Annotated in this window: 19 protein-coding genes; 9 read left to right on the top strand and 10 right to left on the bottom strand. The window is 71.4% G+C overall.

All coding sequences use genetic code 11. The features are described 5' to 3' along the window. Nucleotides 1–25: 25 nt before the first annotated feature. The 3 genes from R2B67_RS34555 to R2B67_RS34545 form a co-directional block, all read right to left on the bottom strand. A complete protein-coding gene (locus tag R2B67_RS34555; protein WP_317824499.1) occupies nt 26–1,114 on the bottom strand; it encodes a FecCD family ABC transporter permease in 1,089 nt (362 codons plus the stop codon). A gap of 11 nt (nt 1,115–1,125) precedes the next feature. Continuing rightward, entirely contained in the window at nt 1,126–2,184 is a 1,059-nt protein-coding gene (locus tag R2B67_RS34550; protein ID WP_237324424.1) for a FecCD family ABC transporter permease, read from the bottom strand. A gap of 87 nt (nt 2,185–2,271) precedes the next feature. Further along, a complete protein-coding gene (locus R2B67_RS34545) occupies nt 2,272–3,627 on the bottom strand; it encodes a lysine N(6)-hydroxylase/L-ornithine N(5)-oxygenase family protein (protein WP_317824495.1) in 1,356 nt (451 codons plus the stop codon). Between the two features lie 256 nt (nt 3,628–3,883). On the opposite strand from R2B67_RS34545, the gene R2B67_RS34540 reads away from it, so the two are divergent. Both R2B67_RS34540 and R2B67_RS34535 read left to right on the top strand, forming a co-directional pair. Beyond that, on the top strand, nt 3,884–4,303 hold the full coding sequence (locus R2B67_RS34540; protein ID WP_026242010.1) for a TOBE domain-containing protein: 420 nt from the start codon (nt 3,884–3,886) through the stop codon (nt 4,301–4,303). A gap of 163 nt (nt 4,304–4,466) precedes the next feature. Continuing rightward, nucleotides 4,467–4,949, top strand: a complete 483-nt coding sequence (locus R2B67_RS34535) for a molybdopterin-binding protein (protein WP_317824492.1) — start codon at nt 4,467–4,469, stop codon at nt 4,947–4,949. 68 nt (nt 4,950–5,017) lie between these two features. Here the strand turns inward: R2B67_RS34535 and R2B67_RS34530 are convergent, their stop codons facing one another. Beyond that, nucleotides 5,018–5,140 carry a hypothetical protein gene (locus tag R2B67_RS34530; protein WP_317825064.1) on the bottom strand — a complete coding sequence of 41 codons (123 nt, stop codon included), beginning with the start codon at nt 5,138–5,140 and terminating at the stop codon, nt 5,018–5,020. A gap of 285 nt (nt 5,141–5,425) precedes the next feature. Next, entirely contained in the window at nt 5,426–6,070 is a 645-nt protein-coding gene (locus R2B67_RS34525) for a molybdopterin-dependent oxidoreductase (protein WP_317824490.1), read from the bottom strand. Between the two features lie 176 nt (nt 6,071–6,246). On the opposite strand from R2B67_RS34525, the gene R2B67_RS34520 reads away from it, so the two are divergent. The 4 genes from R2B67_RS34520 (at nt 6,247) to melC2 (ending at nt 14,151) form a co-directional block, all read left to right on the top strand. Further along, nucleotides 6,247–8,028 (top strand): cytochrome c biogenesis protein DipZ, encoded by a 1,782-nt coding sequence (locus R2B67_RS34520; protein WP_317824488.1) that lies wholly within the window; start codon nt 6,247–6,249, stop codon nt 8,026–8,028. A 217-nt stretch (nt 8,029–8,245) separates the two neighbouring features. Further along, nucleotides 8,246–12,469, top strand: a complete 4,224-nt coding sequence (locus R2B67_RS34515) for a bifunctional nitrate reductase/sulfite reductase flavoprotein subunit alpha (RefSeq protein ID WP_317824486.1) — start codon at nt 8,246–8,248, stop codon at nt 12,467–12,469. A gap of 381 nt (nt 12,470–12,850) precedes the next feature. Next, nucleotides 12,851–13,261, top strand: a complete 411-nt coding sequence (gene melC1, locus R2B67_RS34510; RefSeq protein WP_317824484.1) for an apotyrosinase chaperone MelC1 — start codon at nt 12,851–12,853, stop codon at nt 13,259–13,261. A gap of 62 nt (nt 13,262–13,323) precedes the next feature. Continuing rightward, on the top strand, nt 13,324–14,151 hold the full coding sequence (gene melC2 / locus R2B67_RS34505) for a tyrosinase MelC2 (RefSeq protein WP_018514977.1): 828 nt from the start codon (nt 13,324–13,326) through the stop codon (nt 14,149–14,151). 27 nt (nt 14,152–14,178) lie between these two features. Here the strand turns inward: melC2 and R2B67_RS34500 are convergent, their stop codons facing one another. Next, nucleotides 14,179–14,823 (bottom strand): response regulator, encoded by a 645-nt coding sequence (locus R2B67_RS34500; protein ID WP_381075141.1) that lies wholly within the window; start codon nt 14,821–14,823, stop codon nt 14,179–14,181. Nucleotides 14,824–15,111: 288 nt separating this feature from the next. Here R2B67_RS34500 and R2B67_RS34495 point away from each other — a divergent pair, with 288 nt between their 5' ends. From R2B67_RS34495 to R2B67_RS34485, 3 genes are all read left to right on the top strand, one after another. Continuing rightward, nucleotides 15,112–16,092 carry an ABC transporter ATP-binding protein gene (locus tag R2B67_RS34495; RefSeq protein ID WP_317824476.1) on the top strand — a complete coding sequence of 327 codons (981 nt, stop codon included), beginning with the start codon at nt 15,112–15,114 and terminating at the stop codon, nt 16,090–16,092. A gap of 2 nt (nt 16,093–16,094) precedes the next feature. Beyond that, entirely contained in the window at nt 16,095–16,901 is an 807-nt protein-coding gene (locus R2B67_RS34490) for an ABC-2 transporter permease family protein (RefSeq protein WP_317824468.1), read from the top strand. A 123-nt stretch (nt 16,902–17,024) separates the two neighbouring features. Further along, the gene (locus R2B67_RS34485; RefSeq protein WP_317824460.1) at nt 17,025–18,695 is read left to right on the top strand and encodes a sensor histidine kinase; all 1,671 of its coding nucleotides are present in this window, start codon (nt 17,025–17,027) and stop codon (nt 18,693–18,695) included. A 111-nt stretch (nt 18,696–18,806) separates the two neighbouring features. Here R2B67_RS34485 and R2B67_RS34480 read toward each other — a convergent pair whose 3' ends face one another. The 4 genes from R2B67_RS34480 to R2B67_RS34465 form a co-directional block, all read right to left on the bottom strand. Beyond that, on the bottom strand, nt 18,807–19,463 hold the full coding sequence (locus R2B67_RS34480) for an SDR family NAD(P)-dependent oxidoreductase (RefSeq protein WP_317824453.1): 657 nt from the start codon (nt 19,461–19,463) through the stop codon (nt 18,807–18,809). Nucleotides 19,464–19,684: 221 nt separating this feature from the next. Continuing rightward, nucleotides 19,685–20,125, bottom strand: coding sequence for a hypothetical protein (locus R2B67_RS34475; protein ID WP_317824445.1), 441 nt, complete (start codon nt 20,123–20,125; stop codon nt 19,685–19,687). Nucleotides 20,126–20,289: 164 nt separating this feature from the next. Continuing rightward, on the bottom strand, nt 20,290–21,492 hold the full coding sequence (locus R2B67_RS34470) for a glycerate kinase family protein (RefSeq protein WP_317824438.1): 1,203 nt from the start codon (nt 21,490–21,492) through the stop codon (nt 20,290–20,292). Next, a complete protein-coding gene (locus R2B67_RS34465; protein ID WP_317824431.1) occupies nt 21,489–22,922 on the bottom strand; it encodes an SLC13 family permease in 1,434 nt (477 codons plus the stop codon). Before R2B67_RS34465 ends, R2B67_RS34470 begins: the two co-directional genes overlap by 4 nt. Nucleotides 22,923–22,994: the final 72 nt, after the last annotated feature.

The following is a 22,994-nucleotide window of genomic DNA, read 5'->3' as shown; positions in this document are numbered from 1 at the left end:
CACGGCGGGAGTTCGCCTCAGGGCGTCACGGTCCGGTCCGGCGGAGATTCGCCCGTACCAGCAGGTAGACGAGGAACGGGCCGCCGATCGCGGCGGTGACCACCCCGACCGGCAGGGTGACCGGCAGCGCTGTCCGCGCGATGAGGTCCGAACCGATCAGCAGCAGCGCCCCCAGCAGGCCGGAGGCGACCATCGGCGGCGTCGGGAACCTCGCCAGCCGCATCGCCACCTGGGGCGCCACCAGCGCGACGAACGGGACAGGGCCCGCCGCGCTCACCGCGACGGCGGCCAGCAGCACCGCGCACAGCAGGAGGACGGCCCGCACCCTGGTGTACCGGACACCCAGGCCGGCGGCCACGTCGTCGCCGAGGTGCATCGGCTTGAACGAGAACGCGGCGGCGGCCACCACGACGAGCAGGACCAGCGCCCCCCAGAACCCGATGTGGACCTCGCCCCACGACCGGCCGTCCAGCGAGCCGACCAGCCACGCCTGGGCCCGGGCCACGTCCCTGATGTCGGCGGACACCAGCAGCCAGGTCGTGAGCGCCTGCATCACGGCGCTCACCGAGATGCCGATGAGGATGAGCCGGAAGCCGTCGATCCCGCGCCGCCACGCCAGGAAGTAGACCAGCAGCCCCGTACCGAGGCCGCCCAGGAGCGCCGCCGCCGACAGCCCCACCGAGCCGACGACCGCCGCGGCGGCCCCGCCCGACACCGTCACCAGGAAGACCGCGACCGCGCTGGCCCCGCTGGTGATCCCGAGGATGTCGGGGCTGGCGAGCGGATTGCGGGCGACGGACTGGGTGATCGCCCCGGACACCCCCAGGGCGATGCCCACGACGAGACCGGCCAGGGCGCGCGGCATCCGCAGGTCCATCACGACGAACTCGTCGACCTGTTCGCCCTGGCCCAGCAGCGTGGCGATCACCCGCGACAGGCCGATGGGGAAGTCCCCGACGGCGATGGAGAGGCAGAACACCAGGAAGGCGGAGGCCGCCAGCACCAGCGTGACCAGGACGAGCCAGGGCCGCCAGACGAACGACACCTGACCGAACCGCACACCGGGCGAGAGGGGCGGCGTCACACTTGCCGACTTGGCGTCCGTAGGGTTCATCTCTGTTTTCCTCATGCGCTCTTGAACTTCCCTCGCCACACCAGGACCGCGAAGAACGGCGCGCCGATGAGGGCGACCACGACCCCCGGCTCCAGCTCACCGGGCCGCACCACCAGGCGCCCGACGATGTCGCAGGCCAGCAGGATGACGGCCCCGAGCAGACCGGCGTACGGCACCAGCCAGCGGTAGTCGGGCCCCGTCATGTACCGGGCCACGTGGGCGACCATGAGCCCGAGGAAGGCGATGGGGCCGCACGCCGCCGTGGCCGCGCCCGCCAGCAGGGTGATGGCGACGATGCCGACGGCCCGGCTCAGGACGATGTTCACGCCCAGTCCGCGCGCCACGTCGTCGCCCAGGTTGAGCAGGTTGAGGGAGGGCAGGGCGCTCAGGGCCAGGAGGAGCCCGACGCCGATGAACCCGGTCACCGGCCAGATGACGTCGAATCCCACCCCGGCCACGGAACCCGCGTTCCAGAACCGGAGCGCGTTCAGGGACTTCTGGTCGGTCAGCGCGACCGCGGTGGTCATCGCCATGAGGAAGACCGTGATCCCCTGCCCGGCCAGCGCGAGTGTCAGCGGGTTGCCCGCTCCCCTGCCGATGCTCGCCAGACCGAAGACGACGACGCCGGCCACGGCCGCTCCCACGAAGGCGAACCAGACGTAGTGGAACGGGTTGGTGAGGCCGAACACGGCGATCGCCGACACCACGGCGAACGAGGCGCCGCTGTTCACGCCCAACAGGCCGGTGTCGGCGATGGGGTTGCGTGTGTACCCCTGGATCAGCGCACCGCCGACGCCAAGGGCGATGCCCGCCACGATCGCGAGGACGGTCCGGGGCACCCGGACGGTCTGCACGATGAGGCGGATCTCGGTGAGCCGTTGGTCGGAGTCCGGCGCCGCGAACAGCCCGTGCCAGACCTCGGCGGGGCTGAGCGCACGGGCTCCCACGGCCAGCGACAGGGCCGCGACGAGCGCGAGGAACGCCACCAGCGTGCCCAAGCCCCCAACCCGCCCGCGGCGGACCTCTGTTGCACCCCTGGGCACGGGGCGCTCAACTGCAGTCGTGCTCATATGGACGTACGTTATCCCCACTGATCAACCGGACGTGCTGGTACGCCGCTGAGGGCGCACCCGCGTCCGGGTGCGCCTTCAGGGCTGTTACGCGATGGCGCTGCCGGTGCCGTCGGTGACCGGGCGGGCCTCGTCGGAGGTGGATTTGACGCTCCGGTCCAGCAGCGAGTCCAGGATCTCCCCGACGCGTATCGCGGTGTTGGAGAGCAGGGACGTCGTGATGCCGTGCGTGTGCTCCGTACCGCCCTGGAGATAGATTCCGCAGTTCAGGGCGGGGTCGGTGGCGATGCGGTAGTCGCGCTCGACCCGGACGCGGCCCTCGTCGTCCAGCAGGCAGCGGTCGGAGACCTCACCGAGGAGGCCGAGCGGGTCGGCGGGGCTGTAGCCGGTGGCGAAGACAACGATATCGGCGTCCAGAGGTGTCTCCTCGCCTGTGACGAGGGATTTCACCGTGGTACGTACGCTGTCGGGCCGCTCCTCGACGGCGGTGACCCGGGAGACGTTGAGGAAGCGGAGGCGCTCGGTGCCGAGGACCTTCTCGCGGTACATCTGCCGGTACAGGTCGTCGATCAGGTCGATGTCCACCACGGAGTAGTTGGTGTTCCCGTGATAAGCCATCAGCTGGCTCTTGACGCTGTCGGGGGCGGCGAAGTAGTCGTCGACGGCCCCGGGGTCGAAGATCCGGTTGGCGAAGCTGCTGTCGTCGGCGGGGCTGTAGCCGTAGCGGGAGAAGACCGCGCAGACCTCGGCCTCGGGGAAGCGGCGGTGCAGATAGGCGACGTTCTCCGCGGCGCTCTGCCCGGCTCCCACGACCACGAACCGCGAGGGCGAGGTGCCCTCCAGACCGTCGACCTTGCGCAGCAGATCCGAGTTGTGCCAGACGCGGTCGCCGCGCCGCACGCCTTCCGGCAGGATCGGGCGCAGCCCGGTGCCGATGACGAGGTTGCGGGCCCGGTGCACTTCGAGGCCACCTCCGGACCGGACGGTGACGTCCAGGTACTCCACGGTCCCGTCGTGGACGAAGGGCGTCACGGCGACGACCTCGTGTCCGTAGGAGACCATGTCGTCGACCTTGGCCGCCGCCCACTCGAAGTAGTCGTGGAACTCGACGCGCAGCGGGAAGAGGTTTTTGTGGTTGATGAAGTCGATCAGCCGGTTCTTGCTCTGGAGGTAGCAGAGGAAGCTGTATTCGCTGGCCGGGTTACGGAGTGTCACCAGGTCCTTGAGGAACGACACTTGCATCGTGGCGTCGTCGATCAGCATGCCGCGGTGCCAGCCGAAGCTCTGCTGCTGCTCGAAGAAGTGAGCGGTGACCGGCTCCTGCCCGCCGACGCGTGTGTTGTGCTCTCTGAGCGCGATCGCCATGGCCACGTTGGAGGGGCCGAAGCCGATTCCGATGAGGTCATGGATCAGTGGTGCGTCGCCAGGATGAACCTGTGACATGTCACTCCCATCGTGCGGGAAAGCCGCCTGTCAGGCGCCGGGGAAGGTACGCGAGATGGGCACGCCGACAGAGCAGCCCAGCCCGACTTAGGTGAGCCTAAGTTAATCGGAACGAGGCTGTCGATAGGGCAAAGCGGATATCGAGAACTTGATGGACCATCAACTAGCGTCCTGAAATGCCCTGTTGACAGCAGAGGTGAGCCATGCGTCACGTGGCGTGACCACGGCGCCGACGCCGTTGGCCTAGAGTGCGCAGGTGCCTTCGTACAGCATTGGCCAGGCCGCAGAGCTGCTGGCCGTGAGCCCGGAAACCGTCCGCCGATGGGCGGACGGCGGTCACCTCGCGATGGACCGCGGCAGCTCGGGGAACCGGCTGATCGACGGCGTCAGCCTGGCGGCCTTCGCCACCGAGCGCGCCGCCGGCCTCCATCCGGTGCCCGGCGGCGGGGCTCTGACGTCGGTGCGGAATGCGTTCGCCGGAATCGTCACCGCAGTCACCATGGACGACATCGTGGCCCAGGTGGAGATCCAGTCGGGCCCGCACCGGCTGGTGTCCCTGATCAGTCGCGAGTCCGTGGACGAACTCGGCCTCGAAGTGGGCGTCCTGGCGACGGCCCGGGTGAAGTCGACCAACGTGCACATCGACCGCCCGGGAAGCCAGTCCCGGGAGCGCTGACGCGGCCGCCCACTCATCGGTGGATGTGAACACGAACCCCAGGACGGCTTCACAGAAGCGAGTCGGGAGGCGGACACGGCCTCGCAGGCACGGTTCGGTGGGCCGTCCGCTGGGCATACCTTCCTGGCAGCCGCCCCGCGGGCCGTCCGGATGGGGGATCACCATGAGCCGACTCGGTGCGCCACGCCGCGCCCCCGCCGCACAGCTCGCGTCGCTGGCCCTGCTCGGCGATGTCGGCAGCCCCGCCACTCTGACGGTGGGTGACCTGCGCGACGGATGGAGACAGCACCGGGCGGAGGTCGTCTTCGACTGCGCCACCGGCGGACCGCAGCGCCACGTGTTCGAGGGCCCGCTGCTGCGCGAGGTCGCCCTCGCCTCGCAGCCCCTCTTCGACGCCCTTCACCGCAAGGACCGCTCCCGGTTCGCCCTGGCGGTGTCCGGCGGCGACGGCCACCACACCGTGCTGGCCTGGGCGGAGATCGACGCCGATTTCGGCAACGCCCCCGTCCTCCTGGCGACCCGGCTGGACGGTGAGGACCTGGACGTGGCAGGCAGCCAGCTGGTGGTGCCCGTCGACCGGTGCGGGGCGCGCTACATCAGCGCCATCAACCGGGTCTGGGTCGGCGCCTGGCCGGGGGCGCGGTAGCCGGCGCGGTCTGATCCGGACCGGGATCACCGGCCTCGCCGCCGGGCTGAAGTGATGACGCGATGCCTCTACCCGGCCAGGAACTCGGCGAGGCCGTAGTTACGGCACATGCTGCGGCCGCCGAAGGTGTTCTCGGCGAGGCCGGGCCCGAGGACCTCGGTGACCCGCTCCGGTGAGTCGGCGGGGCCCACGCCGAGCAGGGTGCCGGTGGTGACGACGTCCGTCCACGTAGAACGCCAGGGAATGCGGAGTCAAGGGGCTGGTCCTCGGTGCGGAGGTGCGGAGTTCAGGGTGGGCTGGGTCGGTTTCGCCAGGGCCGGGTGTCAGGCGAGGTCGAGCAACTGCTCGTAGAAGCCGCCGAACCCGCGCCGATGTCATGCCCCCCGTCCTCCATGTGCTGGCATCTGCCGCATCTGCCGCCTTAGACAATCAGGAGGCTCACATCTGCGGGTCTCTTCGCTACGTGACGGCGGACGTCATCGGCCGGGAGGCGGGGCGGCGTGGTCCTCGTCCTGGTAGCTGTAGCGCTTCCCGGTCCAGACGTCTCCGACGTTGTGGTAGCCGCGCTCCTCCCAGAATCCGAGGCGGTCGGCGGTGAGGTATTCGATGCCCCGGAGCCATTTGGCGCTCTTGTACCCGTAGAGGTGCGGCACGACCAGGCGCAGCGGGGAACCGTGCTCGGCGGTGAGGGGTTCGCCGCCGCGGTGCGTGGCCAGGAGCGTCGTGGGGGCGGTGAAGTCGGACAGGCGCAGGTTGGCGCTGTAGCCGTACTCGGCCCAGGCCATCACATGCGTGACCCCGGCGGCCGGTGGTGCCAGGCGGAGGAGCGTTGCGGCGGGGATGCCGAACCACTCGTGGTCGGTCGAGGTGGTCCCCTGCGCGCAGTGCAGGTCGGCGACGACGGTGGTGCGCGGGAGGGCGGTGATCTCGTCCCAGGACCAGCTGTGGGTGACTTCCTCGGCCGTGGCGCCGAAGATCTTCAGGTCCCACCGTTCGGGCCGGAACCGGGGAACCGGACCGTAGTGGGAGACCGGCCAGCCGGCCACCCCCTGCTGCCCGGGCGGCAGCTGCCGGGGCGCCCGCGGCCGGGGAGGCGGCGGGGCCAGGTGGTTGCTGCCCACGGACGACCATCTCCCTGCGTGGTCGGCACGGCGAGAAGCGGGAACGCCCTCGCACAAACATTCTCCCGCAGAGTGGCCGGGTTCCTCAGCAGGTCCAATCCGGTGATCGTCCCGCACCGAATAGTTGAGTAGAGGGCTGCTGAGTGTGCCGCTCTCCCTGCGAGAGGCGGTACGTCATGATCACGCTGGTGCTCATCGGGGTGCTGGGCGGGCTGATCACCGCCGTATCGCCGTGCATCCTGCCCGTCCTGCCCGTGGTGTTCCTGGCCGGCGGTACCGGGCAAGGGGACGACGCCGCCACGTCGGCCCCGGGTGCGAAGGGCGCCGGAGCCGGGGGCGGCGGCGGAGTGGCCACCGCCCCGGCCCCGGCGGCTCCCGTGCGCGCGCCCCGCAACCGGCGCCCGTACGCCGTGGTCGCCGGTCTCGTCGTCAGCTTCGCCTTCTTCACCCTGCTCGGCGTGACGATCATCTCCGCCCTCGGCCTGCCGCAGGACATCCTGCGGTACGTGGGCCTGGCGCTGCTCGTCCTGATCGGGCTCGGCCTGATCCTCCCGCCCGTCGAACGCCTGCTGGAGAAGCCCTTCGCCCGTATCCCGCAGCGCCAGGTCAACAAGGAGGGCAGCGCGTTCGCCCTCGGTCTTGGCCTCGGCCTGCTGTACGTGCCATGCGCCGGGCCCGTCCTGGCGGCGATCACCATCGCGGGCGCCCGGGGCGAGATCAGCACCGACATCGTGGTGCTGACCCTCTCCTTCGCCGTCGGCACCGCCGTACCGCTGCTCGTGTTCGCCCTCGCCGGGCGCCGGGTCGCCGCCCGGGTCACCGCGTTCCGCAGGCGGGCGCGGGGGCTGCGGATCGCCGCCGGGTCCCTGATGATCGTGCTGGCGCTGGGCCTGGCCTTCGACGTCACCGCGGCCATCCAGCGGGCCCTGCCCGACTACACCTCCGGCGTCCAGAAGAAGATCGAGGACAGCGATGCCGCGCGGCAGCAGCTGTCCGGTCTGTACGACGACTCCAACAAGGAGCTGTCCCGGTGCGAGGACGGCGCCGACGAACTGCGCTCGTGCGGGAAGGCCCCGGCGCTGGAGGGCATCGACTCCTGGTTCAACACCCCCGGCGAGCTGCCCGTCGACCTCAAGAGCCTGCGCGGCAAGGTCACCCTGGTCGACTTCTGGACGTACTCCTGCATCAACTGCCAGCGCGCCGTGCCCCATCTGCGCGACTGGGAGCGCGCCTACAAGGACGCCGGACTGCGCATCATCGGGGTGCACTCCCCCGAGTTCGCCTTCGAGAAGAAGCGGAGCAACGTCGTCTCCGGTGCCGAGAAGCTCGGTGTGACCTGGCCCGTCGCCCTCGACAACGACCTCACCACCTGGGACAACTACCGCAACCGCTTCTGGCCCGCCAAGTATCTGATCGACGCCGAGGGCACCGTCCGGTACTTCAAGTTCGGTGAGGGCCAGTACGACCGGACGGAGAAGATGATCCGCGAGCTGCTGCGGCAGGCGGACCCGGCCGTCGTCCTGCCGGAGCCCACGGACCGCGCCATGGACGATCTGGCCGCCGACCGGACGCCCGAGACCTATCTGAGCAACCTGCGCATCCGCGGATACACCGGCACTCCCCTGGTGGACGACAAGCCGACCGCGTACCGCTTCCCGAAGGGCACGCTGCCCGTCGACAAGCTGTCGCTGGACGGGACGTGGACGGCCGGGTACGAGAACTTCACCGCCGGACGTGACGCCCGCCTGGCCTTCACCTACCGCGCGAAGAACGCCAACGTCGTCCTCGCCGGCACCGGAAAGGTCACCGTCCTGGTGAACGGCGAGGCCACCAAGACGATCACGGTCACCGGGTCGCCGACGCTGTACCGCCTGACCGACGACCGGGACGCGCGCACCGCACGCCTCGAACTGCGCGTCGACGAAGGGCTCCAGGCCTACGTCTTCACCTTCGGGTAGACCGGTCATCACCCTCGGATGGGCCGTCGCCTCATCCGGGCGGGCCGACGGTCTCACACGCTGCTCCCAGGTCGTGTGCGTGAGGTGTAATCCCCCGCGTTCCCGGAGCGTGACGAGGCGGAAACCCGGCCTTTCTACCGTGTCGGTCGGAGGGCCGCCCGCCGCCGACCGCGCGGGTCGGCCCCAGGTGGTTCGCGGGGCGGAAAGTGGGGGTTCGGTGCCGGTTGGCTCGGAGAAGGACAGCGTCCGTACGGTCTGTTCGTACTGCGGGGTCGGCTGCGGCATCGTCCTCGACATCACGCGCGACCCCGCCGACGGCCGCCGTCGCGCGGCCAGAGCCTCCGGCGACAAGGAGCACCCCAGCAACTTCGGCCGCCTCTGCACCAAAGGGGCGACGAGCGCGGACCTGATGGCCGCACCCGGACGCATGTCGCGGGCGCTGGTACGTGAGGAGCGCGGCGCCGAGCCCGCCGGGGCCGACGTGGACGAGGCGATCACGGCGGTGGCGGGAAGGCTGCGGGCGCTCCTGGACGAGCACGGCCCGGACGCGCTCTCCTTCTACGTGTCCGGGCAGATGTCGCTGGAGGCGCAGTACCTGGCCAACAAGCTGGCCAAGGGGTTCGTCCGGACCAACCAGATCGAGTCGAACTCCCGGCTGTGCATGGCCAGCGCGGGCACCGGTTACAAGCTGTCGCTGGGTGCGGACGGTCCGCCCGGCTCATACCAGGACTTCGACCGCGCGGACGCGTTCTTCGTCGTCGGGGCCAACATGGCCGACTGCCACCCCATCCTGTTCCTGCGCATGATGGACCGGATCAAGTCGGCCGGGGCCAAGCTGATCGTCGTCGACCCGCGCCGCAACGCCACCGCCGACAAGGCCGACCTCTTCCTCCAGATCAGGCCCGGCACCGACCTCGCCCTCCTCAACGGTCTCCTGCACCTCCTTGTCGCGAACGGCCACACGGACGAGGCATTCATCGCCGAGTTCACCGAGGGCTGGGAGGAAATGCCCGCCTTCCTCAAGGACTATCCGCCGGCGAAGGTCGCGGCAATCACCGGGATCCCGGAGGCCGACATCCGGCAGGCCGCGCGGTGGATCGGCGAGGCCGGGGAGTGGATGAGCTGCTGGACCATGGGCCTGAACCAGTCCACGCACGGCACCTGGAACACCAACGCCCTGGTCAACCTGCACCTGGCCACCGGGGCCCTCTGCCGCCCGGGATCCGGGCCCTTCTCGCTGACCGGCCAGCCCAACGCCATGGGCGGCCGGGAGATGGGCTACATGGGCCCGGGGCTGCCCGGCCAGCGATCGGTCCTGGTCGAGGACGAACGTGGATTCATCGAGGACCTGTGGAACATCCCCGCAGGCTCGCTGCGGACCGAGGTCGGGCGCGGCACGGTGGAGATGTTCGAGCGGATGGCGGCCGGGGACATCAAGGCGTGCTGGATCATCTGCACCAACCCCGTCGCCTCGGTCGCCAACCGCAGGACCGTCGTCGCCGGTCTGGAGGCCGCCGAACTCGTCATCACCCAGGACGTCTTCGCCGGGACCGAGACCAACGCGTACGCCGATGTCGTCCTGCCCGCCACGCTGTGGGCCGAGTCCGACGGCGTCATGGTCAACTCCGAGCGGAACCTCACCCTCGTGCAAGGTGTCCTCGACCCTCCGGGGCAGGCGCTGCCGGACTGGGAGCTGATCGCCCGGGTGGCCTGCGCGATGGGCTTCGCGGAGGGGTTCACGTACGCCTCGGCCGAGGAGGTGTTCGAGGAGCTCAAGCAGGCGTGGAACCCGAAGACCGGCTGGGATGTGCGCGGTGTGAGTTACGAGCGGCTGCGGACCACGCCCGTGCAGTGGCCGGCGCCGACGGCCGACGGCCCGGACCGCAACCCGGTCCGCTACCTCAACGACGGCGTCAGCCAGCGCCTCCTGGAACGCCCCGACGGCACCCGCCCCCGTCTGGCCTTCCCCACCGCGAGCGGACGGGCGCGGTTCTTCGCCCGGCCCCACCTGCCGGCGGTGGAACTCCCCGACGACGACTACCCGTTCGTCCTCAACACCGGGCGCCTGCAGCACCAGTGGCACACCCTGACCAAGACCGGCAAGGTCGCCAAGCTCAACAGGCTGGACCCCGGTCCGTTCGTGGAGGTCCACCCCGAGGACGCGGCGACGCTGGGCGTCGTCGAGGGCGATCATCTGGAGGTCGCCTCCCGGCGCGGCCGGGCCGTCCTGCCCGCCCTGGTCACCGACCGGGTCCGGCCCGGCACCTGCTTCGCCCCCTTCCACTGGAACGACCTGTTCGGCGAGTACCTCAGCATCAACGCCGTCACCAACGACGCGGTCGACCCTCTCTCCTTCCAGCCCGAGTTCAAGGTCTGTGCCGTCACGCTCGCCAGGACGGTCGCGCCCGTACCGGCCGGCCGCCCGGACACCCGGCCGGAGACCGCTCCCGGCTCCCCTGCCGCCTCCCCTGCCTCGTCCCCTGTCTCCTCCCCTGCGCCGGAGCCGCCCGCCGCGGCAGCCTCCACCGACTCGCCCGTGCACGCGCTGGCCGCCCTCTTCGGGATCGCCGACCTCACCCCCGTACCGCTGGCGGAGCCGCAACGCCGCTACCTCTCCGGCTATCTCTCCGGTCTCGCCGCGAACCCGCCCGACGGGCGCGTGCCCGTTCTGCCGCCGGACGCGCCCTTCGACCCAGGTCACGCCCTGTGGGTGGACGGTGTCCTCGCCGGGATCTTCTCCCGTACGGCACCGGGGGCGGCGCCCGCCCCCGCGCCCGGGCGGAACGGCGTTGAGGCGGCCGGGCCAACCGTTGCGCCCCGGCGCCTGCTCGTCCTGTGGGCCTCGCAGACCGGCAACGCCGAGGAGTTCGCCGCGGGCGCCGCCGCCCGGCTCACCGGGGCGGGCCGTACCCCCGAGCTGCTCCCCATGGCCGACGTGTACCCGGCGGACCTCGGCGGCGACACCGACGTACTCCTCGTCACCAGTACGTTCGGGGACGGCGAAGCCCCCGACAACGGGGCCGGCTTCTGGCAGTCGCTGTGCGCCCCGGACGCCGGGCGGATGGAGGGGATCCGGTACGCCGTCCTCGCCTTCGGTGACTCCAGCTACGACGACTTCTGCGGCCACGGCCGACGCCTCGACGAACGGCTCGACGCCCTCGGTGCCACCCGCCTGGTGCCCCGTACCGACTGCGAGCCCGACTTCGAGGAGCCGGCCGAGCAGTGGCTCGGGCAGGTCGTCACCGCCCTGACCAGCACCGCGGCAACCTCCCCGGCCCCCACGCCCGCCTCCGTGCCCGCCGTCGCGGCCGCACCGGCGGGCTACACCAAGGCCTCCCCGTTCGCCACCCTCCTCGTCGGCAACAGGCTGCTGACTCTGCCCGGTTCGCAGAAGGAGGTCCGGCAGTTCGCCTTCGACACCCGGGGCGGCGAACTCGCCTACGAGGCCGGAGACGCCCTCGGCGTCTGGCCGGCCAACGGCGCCCCGCTCGTCGCCGAGTGGCTCGCCCTCACCGGACTCGACCCCGACGAGCCCGTCGACCTGGGCGACGGCGCCGCCGTCCCTCTCGAAGAGGCGCTGCGCATCCGCCTGGACATCGCCCGCATCTCCCCCGACCTGCTCAGATTCACCGCCGAGCGGACCGGCAGCCACGAGCTGAAGCGGCTGCTGCGCTCCGACAACAAGGACGCGCTGGCGAAATGGAGTTGGGGTCGCCAGGCCGCCGACGTCGTCGCCGCGTACCCCGTCCGCGGATCGGCGGCGGAGTGGGCGGGCGTCCTCAAGCGCCTCCAGCCGCGCCTGTACTCCATCTCCTCCAGCCCGCTCGCCCACCCCGGCGAGGTGCGGCTGACGGTCTCCGTCGTCCGGTACGCGGGCGACCTCGGCCGGGACCGTACGGGCGTCTGCTCGGCCTACCTGGCCGACCACGCCGACGACGGCCCGGTCCAGGTCTTCGTACAGCGCTCACCGCACTTCCGCCCGCCCGCCGATCCGGCCACACCCATGGTCATGGTCGGCCCCGGAACCGGCGTGGCTCCCTTCGTCGGCTTCCTGGAGGAGCGCCGGGCCCGCGGCCATACCGGACCCAACTGGCTCTTCTTCGGCGAGCAGCGCCGCGCCACCGACTTCTACTACCGCGAGGAGCTGGAGGCGTACCGGGCATCCGGCCACCTCAACCGGCTCGACCTCGCGTTCTCCCGCGACCAGCGGAACAAGGTCTACGTCCAGGACCGCATGCGCGAACACGGCCCCCGGCTGTGGGAATGGCTCCAGGACGGCGCCCACTTCTACGTCTGCGGTGACGCCTCCCGGATGGCGAAGGACGTCGACCAGGCCCTCAAGGACATCGCCGTCACCCACGGCGGCATGGACGCCGACGAGGCGTCCGCGTATGTGCGTCGCCTGGCCTCGGACCGGCGCTACGTCCGCGACGTCTACTGATCACCACGCGGGGGTTTCCGGACAGCTTCGGGATGTGAGTGAGGCCACGACTTTCGGCGTTTGACGGGAAATTCTTCACGAAGTTGACGCTTCTTCCTCAGAAACTTCTGCTGCGATCCCGTTTCATCACCCGAACAGCAAGATCAACTTGGTTGAACCCTGCACTGCCCACTTCACCCTGTCCGTATGGCGGCCAACCGCCCCGGCACGACTACTGCCTCCCGCGCATGAGGCTGTAGGCATATTCCGCAACGGCCTGCCGGACGCGCCGACCCTGACCGAGTCGATCGCCCTTCCGGCGATGCGCCGTCATTCAAGGGGGTTCGGGGAGCAGCTGCCTTCGATTCCCGCTCACCACTGCCACTCTTGGGGGACTTTCCCATGTCTCAACTCACCCGTCGTCGCGCCCTCGGGGCTACCGCGACCGTTGTCACCGGCCTCGTCCTGACCAGCTTCGCGCGGACGGCAGGGGCATCGTCCGAACCTCGGACCGCCGACCCGAAGCACAACGCGGGGCACGAGGGGCACACGGGCCACGCCGGGCACGAGGGCCCGCAGCCGTTCAGCGAGACCTACCGGGGGCGCCGCATCGAGGGCGCGCCGTCGCACGGCGACGGGCATCACGGGGGCTACGCCGTGCAGATCGACGGCGAAGAACTGCACGTGATGCAGAACGCGGACAGCACCTGGGTCAGCGTCATCAACCACTACGAGACGTTCGCCACCCCGCGCGCGGTCGCCCGGGCGGCCGTGATCGAGCTCCAGGGCTCCGAACTCGTACCCCTGACCTAGACCCGCCCCCCGCCCGCGCGATTCCGCCGACCTGACCTTTTCCTGAACCGGGGAGCACTCTCATGACCGTACGCAAGAACCAGGCGAGCCTCACCGCCGCCGAGAAGCGCAGCTTCGTCGACGCGCTGCTGGAGCTCAAGCGCACCGGCCAGTACGACACGTTCGTCACCACGCACAACGCCTTCATCATGAGCGACACCGACAGCGGTGACCGGGTGGGTCACCGGTCGCCGTCCTTCCTGCCCTGGCACCGCAGATTCCTCATACAGTTCGAGCAGGCGCTCCAGGCCATCGACCCCGCTGTCGCCCTGCCCTACTGGGACTGGACGGCGGACCGTACCGCCTCGGCGTCCCTGTGGGCGCCCGGCTTCCTCGGAGGCACCGGCCGGAGCAGGGACGGGCAGGTCACCGAGGGGCCGTTCGCCGTCAGCGGCGGCAGATGGCCGGTCACGGTGACGGTCGACGGGCGCGGCTTCCTGCGCCGCGCCCTCGGGTCCGGCGTACCGCAGTTGCCGACCCGCGCCGAGGTCGACTCGGTCCTCGCCATGCCCACGTACGACAACGCGCCCTGGAACAGCGCCTCGGACGGTTTCCGCAACCACCTCGAAGGCTGGCGCGGCGTCAATCTCCACAACCGCGTGCATGTGTGGGTGGGCGGCCAGATGGCCACCGGCGCCTCACCCAACGACCCGGTCTTCTGGCTGCACCACGCGTTCATCGACCGGCTCTGGGCGCAGTGGCAGGCGCGCCACCCCCGCTCCGCCTACCTGCCCGCCGGGGCGACCCGGAACGTCGTGAGCCTCAACGACGTCATGCGCCCGTGGAACGACGTGACGCCTGCCGAGATGCTGGATCACACGAAGTTCTACACCTTCGACACGCTGGCGTAGCACTCGCCACCCGGGGAGGGGAGGGGGTCAGCGGGGGGACCGTGGGACCAGGCCGGCCTCGTACGCGGAGATGGCCGCCTCCACCCGGTTGCGTGCGCCGAGCTTCGCGAGAACCGCGCTGACGTGCGCTTTCACTGTGCCCTCCACGAGGTGCAGCCGGCTCGCGATCTCGGCGTTGGACAGGCCCGTCCCGAGTCCGGCCAGCACCTCGCGCTCCCGTTCCGTCAGGCGCTCCAGTGAGCGGTGCGGGTGTGCTGCCCGGTGCGCGCGCATCCCGGCGATGACCCGGCCGGCGACCCGTGGGGACAGGTAGGCACCTCCGGCGCCCACCGCCCGCACCCCGTAGAGGAGTTCTCTCGGGTCGTCGGCCTTCAGCAGGAAGCCGTCGGCGCCCTCTTCCAGGGCGCGGGTGACGTACTCGTCCTGCCCGAAGGTCGTCAGCATGATCACACCCACCGCCGCCGATTCCCGGTGGAGCCGCGCCGCCGCCGTCAGCCCGTCCAGGCCGGGCATCTGGATGTCCAGCAGGACCACGTCCGGCCGGAGCCGGCGGGTGAGGGCGATGGCCTCGTGCCCGTCGCCCGCCTCGGCGACCACGTCGACGTGCGGGTCCCGGGCGAGGATGGCCCGTACCCCCGCCCGGATCATCGCTTCGTCGTCGGCTATCAGCACCCGTACCGGGCGGCTGTCCGGTGTCGTCTCTTCCACGTGGTGAGCCTACGGCCGGGGCACCGCCGTACCGACGGCCGGCTTCAGGGATCAGCCCCGGGACGGGGTGCACCCCTGACGAAGGGCAGAACGCCGCTGCCGTTCGACCGATGGGCGCCGGGACCCCGGACTTCTAGCGTCGCTCCCGTACGGAAATCGCGGCGGCCCGCTCCGGAGCTGAGCACCCTGTGCCGGCAGTCCGGTGGGCGCGCCGCCGGCTTCCGCGTTCCGCGACCGGCACCGAGGAGTTCTGTGATCACCCTTCGAGAACTGACCAAGCGTTACGGCGAGACCGTCGCCGTGGACGGTCTGACCCTGGACATCAAAGGGGGGCGGGTGACCGGCTTCCTCGGCCCGAACGGCGCCGGCAAGTCCACCACGATGCGCATGATCCTCGGCCTGGACCATCCCTCGGCGGGCGAAGCCCTCATCGGCGGCAGGCCGTACGCCTCGATGCGCCACCCGATCCGCGAGGTCGGCGCGCTGCTGGACGCCAAGGCCCTGCATCCGGCCCGCTCCGCACGCAGCCACCTGGTGGCACAGGCGCGCAGCAACGGCATCGCGCGGCGCCGGGTGGACGAGGTGCTGGAGATGGTCGGCCTGGCGAAGGTGGCGCGGCGCTCCGCCGGGGCGTTCTCCCTTGGCATGCACCAACGGCTGGGCGTGGCGGGCGCGTTGCTCGGCGACCCCCAGGTGCTCATCTTCGACGAGCCGGTCAACGGCCTCGATCCCGACGGGGTCCGCTGGGTGCGTGAGCTCGTGCGGTCCCTGGCGGCAGAGGGGCGGACGGTCTTCCTGTCGAGTCACCTGATGAGCGAGATGCAGCTGACCGCCGACCAGTTGGTCATCATCGGACGGGGGAAGCTCCTGGCCGACCTGCCGATGGCCGACCTGCTGGCCAACAGCTCCCTGTCGTCGGTGCGCCTGCGCACACCGGACGTGGCGGACCTGCCCACGCTGATCGGCCGTCTCCGGAGGGACGGCGACATGAGCGTGGAGTCACCCGCGGCCGGCGAGCTCGTCGTGAAGGGGCGCACGGTCGAGCAGGTGGGTGACTCGGCGCACCGGCTGGGAGTGCGGCTGCACGAACTGCGGGCCGTCTCCGCCTCGTTGGAACAGGTCTACATGGAACTGACCGCGCAGAGCGTGGAGTACGGAACGGGCGAGGCGGTGTCCGGCGCCACGGTGTCCAGCGGCATCGACAATCAGCGGACACAGGGGGCGGAAGCATGAGCATGAGCACCGTATCGACCGACGTGAGTGACGGCCGCCGTGGCCATGTGGACTCCGGCCCTGCCGGGGGCGGGTTCGTCGGCGCGTTCACCTCGGAGTGGACCAAGCTATGGACCCTTCGCACGCCGTACGTCTGCCTGCTGGCCGGTGTCATCGTGACGGCGGTCTTCACCTTCTACTACGGGTCGATCGCCCGGATCAACGACAAGCCGGTCCAGCCTGTCGGCAACGCCTCGGTCTCCTCGGTCATCCTCACCCAGTTCGCCCTGGTGATTCTCGCGATGACGACGGTGACGAGCGAATACTCCACGAGCAGCGTGCGCGCCTCGCTGCTGTGGGTGCCGGTCAGAGCCCGCGTGCAGCTGGCCAAGGCGCTGCTGAGCGCCCTGGTGGGCTTCGTCACCGGGGTGGTGTGGGCCGTGCTGGGCATCGCCCTGGCCTGGGGCCCCTTCCAGGGGCACGCCGGCTTCGAGCTGTCGACGGTCGCGTACCAGACCGTCGCCATGGGCGTGTACTGCGCCCTCGTCTGCGTGCTGACCGTGGGGGTGTCGTTCGCTCTGCGGACGGCGGCCGGCGCCATGGCCGTGGTCTTCTTCGTGGTGTCCGCCCTGCCCGGCATGCTGGTCGGCCTGGGGGGTCCGGTGCTGCTGGCCATCAACGACTACCTGCCGCAGACCGTGGGTGGCTACCTCATGCTGGGTGACGGGAAGGCGCCGTTCCCGGACGCCGTGAGCCTGTTGATCCTGCTGGTGTGGGCCGTCGCCGCCCATGCGGCCGGTCTCTTCGTGCTGCGACGCCGGGACGCCTGAGGGGGCGGGGGTCCGGGCTCGTCCGCCAGAATCTCCCCTGACAGGTGAGCACAACCAGCGGATATCCAGCAGACACCCGGCAGATATCCGGCAGACACCCAGCGGAAGGAGAGCCGACCCACCATGCTGCGCACGCTCATTCCCTCAGCCCGGCCGGCGTGCGGCGACGCGGCCCTGTGGGTCGTGCTCGCCGCCGCCACCGGCTACGGATTCCGGGACGCGGCCACTGCCTCCTTGACGCTGGACCTGCTCCTCCCGCTGGCCGTCCTGGCGGTGGCCGTGCCGTGGTCCCGGAGCCGCCCGGGAGCCGCCGTCATCCTGGTCAACGGGCTGTGCGCAGGGGGCCTGGCCGACACCGCGACCCCCGGCAACGCCCACGTCCTGTCGCTGGCCGCCATGAGCTGTCTGCTCGGCGCCCGGGTGGCCGAGGCACGGCGGCCGCTCCTGGTGCTCGCGGGATGTGCTGCGGTCGACCTCGCGGTGTGCGCCGTGCTGCGGGCGCAGCCGGTGTGGTGGTTCTACGCGTTGACCGTGCTGCCCGCAGCTCTGCTGCTCCCCTGGCTCGCGGGACGGCACTGGCGTGGCCGACGCCAACTCGTACGGGAGGGCTGGCGGTTGGCACGCGGCCTGGAGGAGCGGCAACATCTGGTCGCGGAGCGGGCGCGGCTGACCGAACGCGCGGAGATCGCCGCCGACATGCACGATTCCCTCGGCCACGCCCTGAGCCTGGTCGCCCTGCGCGCCGGGGCCCTGGAGCTCTCGCCCGACCTCACCGTCCGCGACCGGGCGGACCTCGCCGATCTGCGCGGGACGATCGCGGACGCGGTGGAGCAACTGCGGGAGACCGTCGCCGTTCTGCGGGACCCGCCCGGCGGGAACACGGGGACGGGCCTGCCGGTCGACGACACCGTCGAGGCCCTCCTCTCACGGGCGGTCGCCTCCGGAGTGCCGGTGCGCTGGGAGCGGCACGGGGCGTCGCCTCCGCTGTCCTCCCTGGTCGAACGCGGGATGTACCGGGTGGTGCAGGAGGCACTCACCAACGCGACGAAGCACGCGCCGGACTGCTCGATCAGCGTGCGCATCACCCACGAGGAGGGCCGCACCCGCGTGAGCGTGATGAACGCCGTCCCGTCGGCCGGCGGACCGGCGCAAGCAAACCGCGTCGGCCGGGGACTGACAGGACTTCAGGAGCGCGTGACGGTCCTCGGTGGTTCCCTGCGGACGGGACCGTACAAAGACGGGTTCGGTGTCACCGCCGTCCTCCCGCACCAGGCAACCGCCCGTACCGGGATACCGTCGCCGGGACCGGTGACGGCACCCGCAACGCCGACCGGTCCCCCGGGGCCCGCGCTGCCGTCCGGCACCGCTCCCCACCCGGCCCCGGACCTGGTCCCGGGCGCCGACCTACCGGAGTCCGCCCAGCGCCTCGCCACCGTACGGAGCGACGCCCGTCGCCGCTCCGCCGTCGCCTTCGTGGCACCCGTGGTCGCAGCCCTCTTCTTCGTACCGTCCGCCGTCTACCTGGCCTGGCAGCTGACGACGAGCGTGCTGCCTCCGTCCCGGTTCGACCAGTTGGTCACCGGCCGGCCGCGCGCCGAACTGGCCCCTCTGCTGCCGGACCGTGCCTACCCCTACCCGTCCGACCACGCCCGTTCCGGTCCCCGGCCACCCGGCGCCCGTTGCGAGTTCTACCGTTCCGGCCGCGACCTGCTGGACGAAGTCGACCTCTACCGGCTCTGCTGGTCCGGCGACACGCTGCTGACCAAGGACACCGTGCCCGCAAGCCGCCCGTGACACCCGTGACACCTGTGACACCTGTGACACCTGTGACACCTGTGACACCTGTGACACCTGTGACACCTGTGACACCTGTGATGCGCGTGACGCCCGTGACGCCCTTCCGCTTCACTCGTCGCTCTTCAGCGCCTCCATGATCGCGTTCACGGCCTCCTGCACCGTCTGTCCGCGCGGCAGGGACGGCGGGCTCCCGATGACGGCCCGGTCGGCGAAACCCGACTCGACGTGGTCCAGCCGCAGATCCAGTACGTGCACGCCCTTGCGGCGTTGCTCGCGACGTACGCAGGTCAGCCAGAGCGCCAGGGCCGCCTTGGACGCGGTGTAGTCGGCCATGCCGACCGGGGCCAGGTCGACCACCACTCCGGTGACAGCGGCCACGACACCTCCGCGCGGCATCAGCGGGAGGGCGGCGCGGAGGAACGCCATGGGCGCCAGCGCGTTCACCGTGATCAGGTGCTCGGCGATGGCGTCCCCGACGGCTTCGGCCCGTCCGAAGCCGGCGACCCCTACGCATACGACGACGGCGTCAAGGCCGCCCAGCACCTCGTGCGCCCAGGTGACTGTGCCCGCGCAGGAGTCGAGGTCGTAGGCGTCGAAGCGCCGGGACGGCGCGCCGGAGCAGGTGTCGGCCAGCCTTGTCAGAGCGGCCGCGTCCCGTCCGGCGATCGCGATGTGCGCCCCCTGCTGGTGCAGCTGCTCGGCCAGAGCGCTGCCGATGGCGCCCGTGGCGCCCGGGATGAGGATGCGCGCGCCTGAGATCTTCACTTCGGCCCTCCTGTCGGATGATCCCCGGAGAGGCATTCTCGGCTCGGGTCGGCGGCGGATGCGGCGGACTCGCCCGATGACCTGACCGGCTCTGCCGGGCTGCCCGACGGCCCGGCCGCCACCGACGGCTCGAGAACGCGCATCAGTACAGGCCGGGAAAGCCAGGTGTCGGTGAACAGGACCACCTTGCCGCCCTTCTCCTGGACGAGCGTGGCTTCCGGTCAGCGACGGCCGGCGGTGAGGGTGACGAGGAACTGGCCGCCGCCCGCTTGGACATCGGCGGTCACCGGCAGTTCCGGCACCAGTCGGGAGAACCGGTCCACGAGCCAGTCCGCCGCCTCCTGGGCATCCTGCCTGCTCGGGCAGCGGCCCACCATCTCACGGCCCCCCTTGCGCTCCAGCCGGGAGGCGACGGCGATCAGCGGCGCGGGTTCGACCACGTACAGGCTGTCCGGCCAGGCGATGACCACCTTGACCGCTCCCTTGCGGGAGTTGCACCCACGGTGCGCGAGCCGCTCGGCGACCTTGGCCTTCCGGTCGGCGGTACGGCTGTCGACGCTGGCCCCTTGCGGGTCGTTCACCGACTTGTCGGGGTCGACCGGTTCGTCGCACACCCAGCATCGCCAGCCGTCGCGCTCGGCCACATCATGGAGAAGGCTCATCCGAGCAAGGTAGCCCCCTTCGGTCGCCGCCCGCGCACGAGGGCCACGGTGAACCCCCGGCCGGCGGACACGGCATACCGGGAACATCCCCGCGAAGACGGAAGCGAAGGGGGTGAACCAGGGGGTGAAGACGTCCGCCCCGGCGTCGCAGCACAGCGTGCGCGTCAGGCGGCCAGCGGTGCGAGCCGGGTGCCCAGGGCCATGATCCGCATCGCGCGCTCCGTGGCGTCGGCCAGGAACTCGCCGCTCCTCCCGATCGCCTCCACCAGCGTCATCGGCGCGGGCAGGATCGAGCTGTACGCGTCCACCCCCACCGCCCGCACGTCCTGGGCGCCCGGCCCGATCGTCCCCGCCAGCACCAGAACCGGCACCTCGCACGCGTGCGCCCGCCGGGCGACCTCCGCCGGGATCTTCCCGCGTACGGTCTGGCTGTCGAGCGCCCCCTCCGCCGTGATCACGAAGTCGGCGCGGGCGAGGCGCGCGTCGAGGTCGAGACCGTCGAGCAGGACGTCGTACCGCGGGAGCAGACGCGCGCCCACGGCGGCGAGGCCGGCCCCGAGACCGCCGGACGCCCCCGTGCCGGGAGCCGTACGCAGGTCGACCGGGGCGCCGGTCGCCGGGGTGAAGGCCGGGGCGAGGTCCCGGGTGAGGACGTCGGCCAGCCGCTCCAGGCCCGCGGACAGCAGCTCCACCTCCGCCGGGGTCGCTCCCTTCTGCGGCCCGAACACCCGGGCCACCCCGCGCTTCCCGCACAGCACGTTGTACGGGTTGCAGGCCACGAGCAGTTCCGTGCGGGCCAGCCGCGGGTCGAGGCCGGAGGCGTCGATGCGCTCCAGCTCGTGCAACGCCCCGCCGCCCCGGTGCAGTTCACGGCCGTGCCGGTCGGCCAGCCGGGCCCCGAGGGCCTGGAGGGCGCCCGCTCCCCCGTCCGACGTGCCGGAGTCGCCGCAGCCGATCAGGATGCGCCGGGCGCCCGAGTCCAGGGCCGCACGGATCAGTTCGCCGACGCCGTACGTGGTGGTCGCGCCCGGGTGGCGCAGGCCCGGCGGCACCAGGGCAAGGCCCGCGACGGCCGCCATCTCGACGACGGCGGTGAGCGGCCCCGGTGCTGTGCCGCCGCCCAGCAGCGCGAAGTGCGAGGCGACCGGCTCGCCCACCGGCCCCGTCGCCGTGCACGGGACCAGCCGGCCGCCGCCCGCCAGGGCCAGCGCCTCGGCGGTGCCCTCGCCGCCGTCCACCAGCGGGATGAGGTCGAGTTCGGCGTCGGGGATCACGCGCCGTACGCCGACGGCGATGGCCTCGGCCACCCGGGCGGCCGAAAGGGACTCCTTGAAGCCGCTGGGGGCGATGGCGATGCGGTGGGTCATGGCTGGGTCTCCAGGAGGACGGGCACGCCGAGCAGCGGCCAGACGGCGAGGGCGAAAGCAAGGACGAGGGCCGCGCTGAGGGGCGCGAGGAACGCGGACAGCCGCAGCAGGTCGCGCGGGGTGTAGGTCGGGGTACCGGGCACGTCGGCGAAGAGCGCGACCGGCTTGGCCGAGGAGGGCAGGGTGTGGCAGAACCCGGCGGCGGCCGTGGAGGCCAGCGCCGCCGCGACCGGGTTGACCCCGGCCCCGATCGCCGCCGCGACCACCAGCGGGACGAGGACGGAGGACCGGGCGGAGCGCGACTGGAGCGCGAGGTGGGCGGCCGTGCTGACCACGACCACGCCGGTCAGGAACGCCCAGGGGGGTGTGGACGCCCCGAGGGGTACCCAGCCCACCAGCCAGTCGGCCGCGCCCGAGTCGGAGAGGGCGACGCCCATGGCCATGGTGGCGGCCATGAACAGCAGCAGCGGCCAGGGAACCGTCCGCAGACCGTCCTTGAAACGCACGGTCCCCAGCGCCGGAGAGGTCGCCACCAGCGCGCCGATGAGCGCGACCACGGCGGGCGACACCCCGTGCAGGGGCTCACTGCACCACAGCACGACGACCGTCGCCAGCAGGAGCAGGCACCGGGACTCCTCCGGGGTGAACGGTCCTTCGACGGCCGTTTCGGAGTGTTCCTGGATCTGTGCCGCCGTGATGGTGACCGGACCCTTGCGGTCCGCCCGCCGGGTCGTCGTCAGCAGCACCAGTTCGGCGGCGAGATGGGAGGAGACGATGGCCAGCGGCAGCCCGAGGACGAGCCACCGCACGAAGCTCAGCTGCTCCCCGGTCTGCTCCAGGAGCACCCCGACGGTGATCAGGTGCGCCCCGGCGCCGATCAGGGTCGCGACGGCCGACAGCAGGATGACGGTGGGGAAGAGCAGCGCCAGCATCACCACCAGCCGGGCGCGCTCGCGCAGGGCGGCGGCCAGCGCCAGGAACACCGGGAGGGCGAGGGCGGCGCGCCCCGAGGTGGCCGGCACGGCGAACGCGGTGACGACCAGTCCGGCCGTCGTCAGGTGCACCAGCTGGCGTACGGTCCTGGCCCCGCCGACCAGGAAGACGGCGGCCCGGCCGGCCAGACCGGTCCGGGTCACGGCCGCCGCCAGGACGAAGGCACAGATCAGCAGCCACACCGTCTCGTCGCCCAGGGTGGCGAACAGGGTCTCGCTGCTGATCACCCCCGTGACCGTCAGCGCCAGGCCCGCGCCGAGCGCGATGTAGGCGTCGTCCACCGGAGTGGCGATCCAGGCGGCGGTGGCCAGGGCGAAGACGGCGAGGCAGAGCCGGCCGTCGGCACCGAGGCCGGGGGCGGCGCCGGGGACGGCGAGGAGAGCGCAGAGTCCGAGGACGGCACAGAGGCCGACGGTCTGCCGGAGTGGTAGAGGCACGCTGTACAGACTCCGAAGGCGGGGTGAGTATCCGATGAGCGGCCGATGAAGGCCCTTTCATCGAATGCGCCG

It is taken from the genome of Streptomyces cyaneofuscatus, assembly GCF_033109485.1.
Taxonomy (GTDB): domain Bacteria; phylum Actinomycetota; class Actinomycetes; order Streptomycetales; family Streptomycetaceae; genus Streptomyces; species Streptomyces cyaneofuscatus.
The sequence above is the reverse complement of the archived record's forward strand: the minus strand, read 5'-3'. Positions and strand labels throughout refer to the sequence as shown.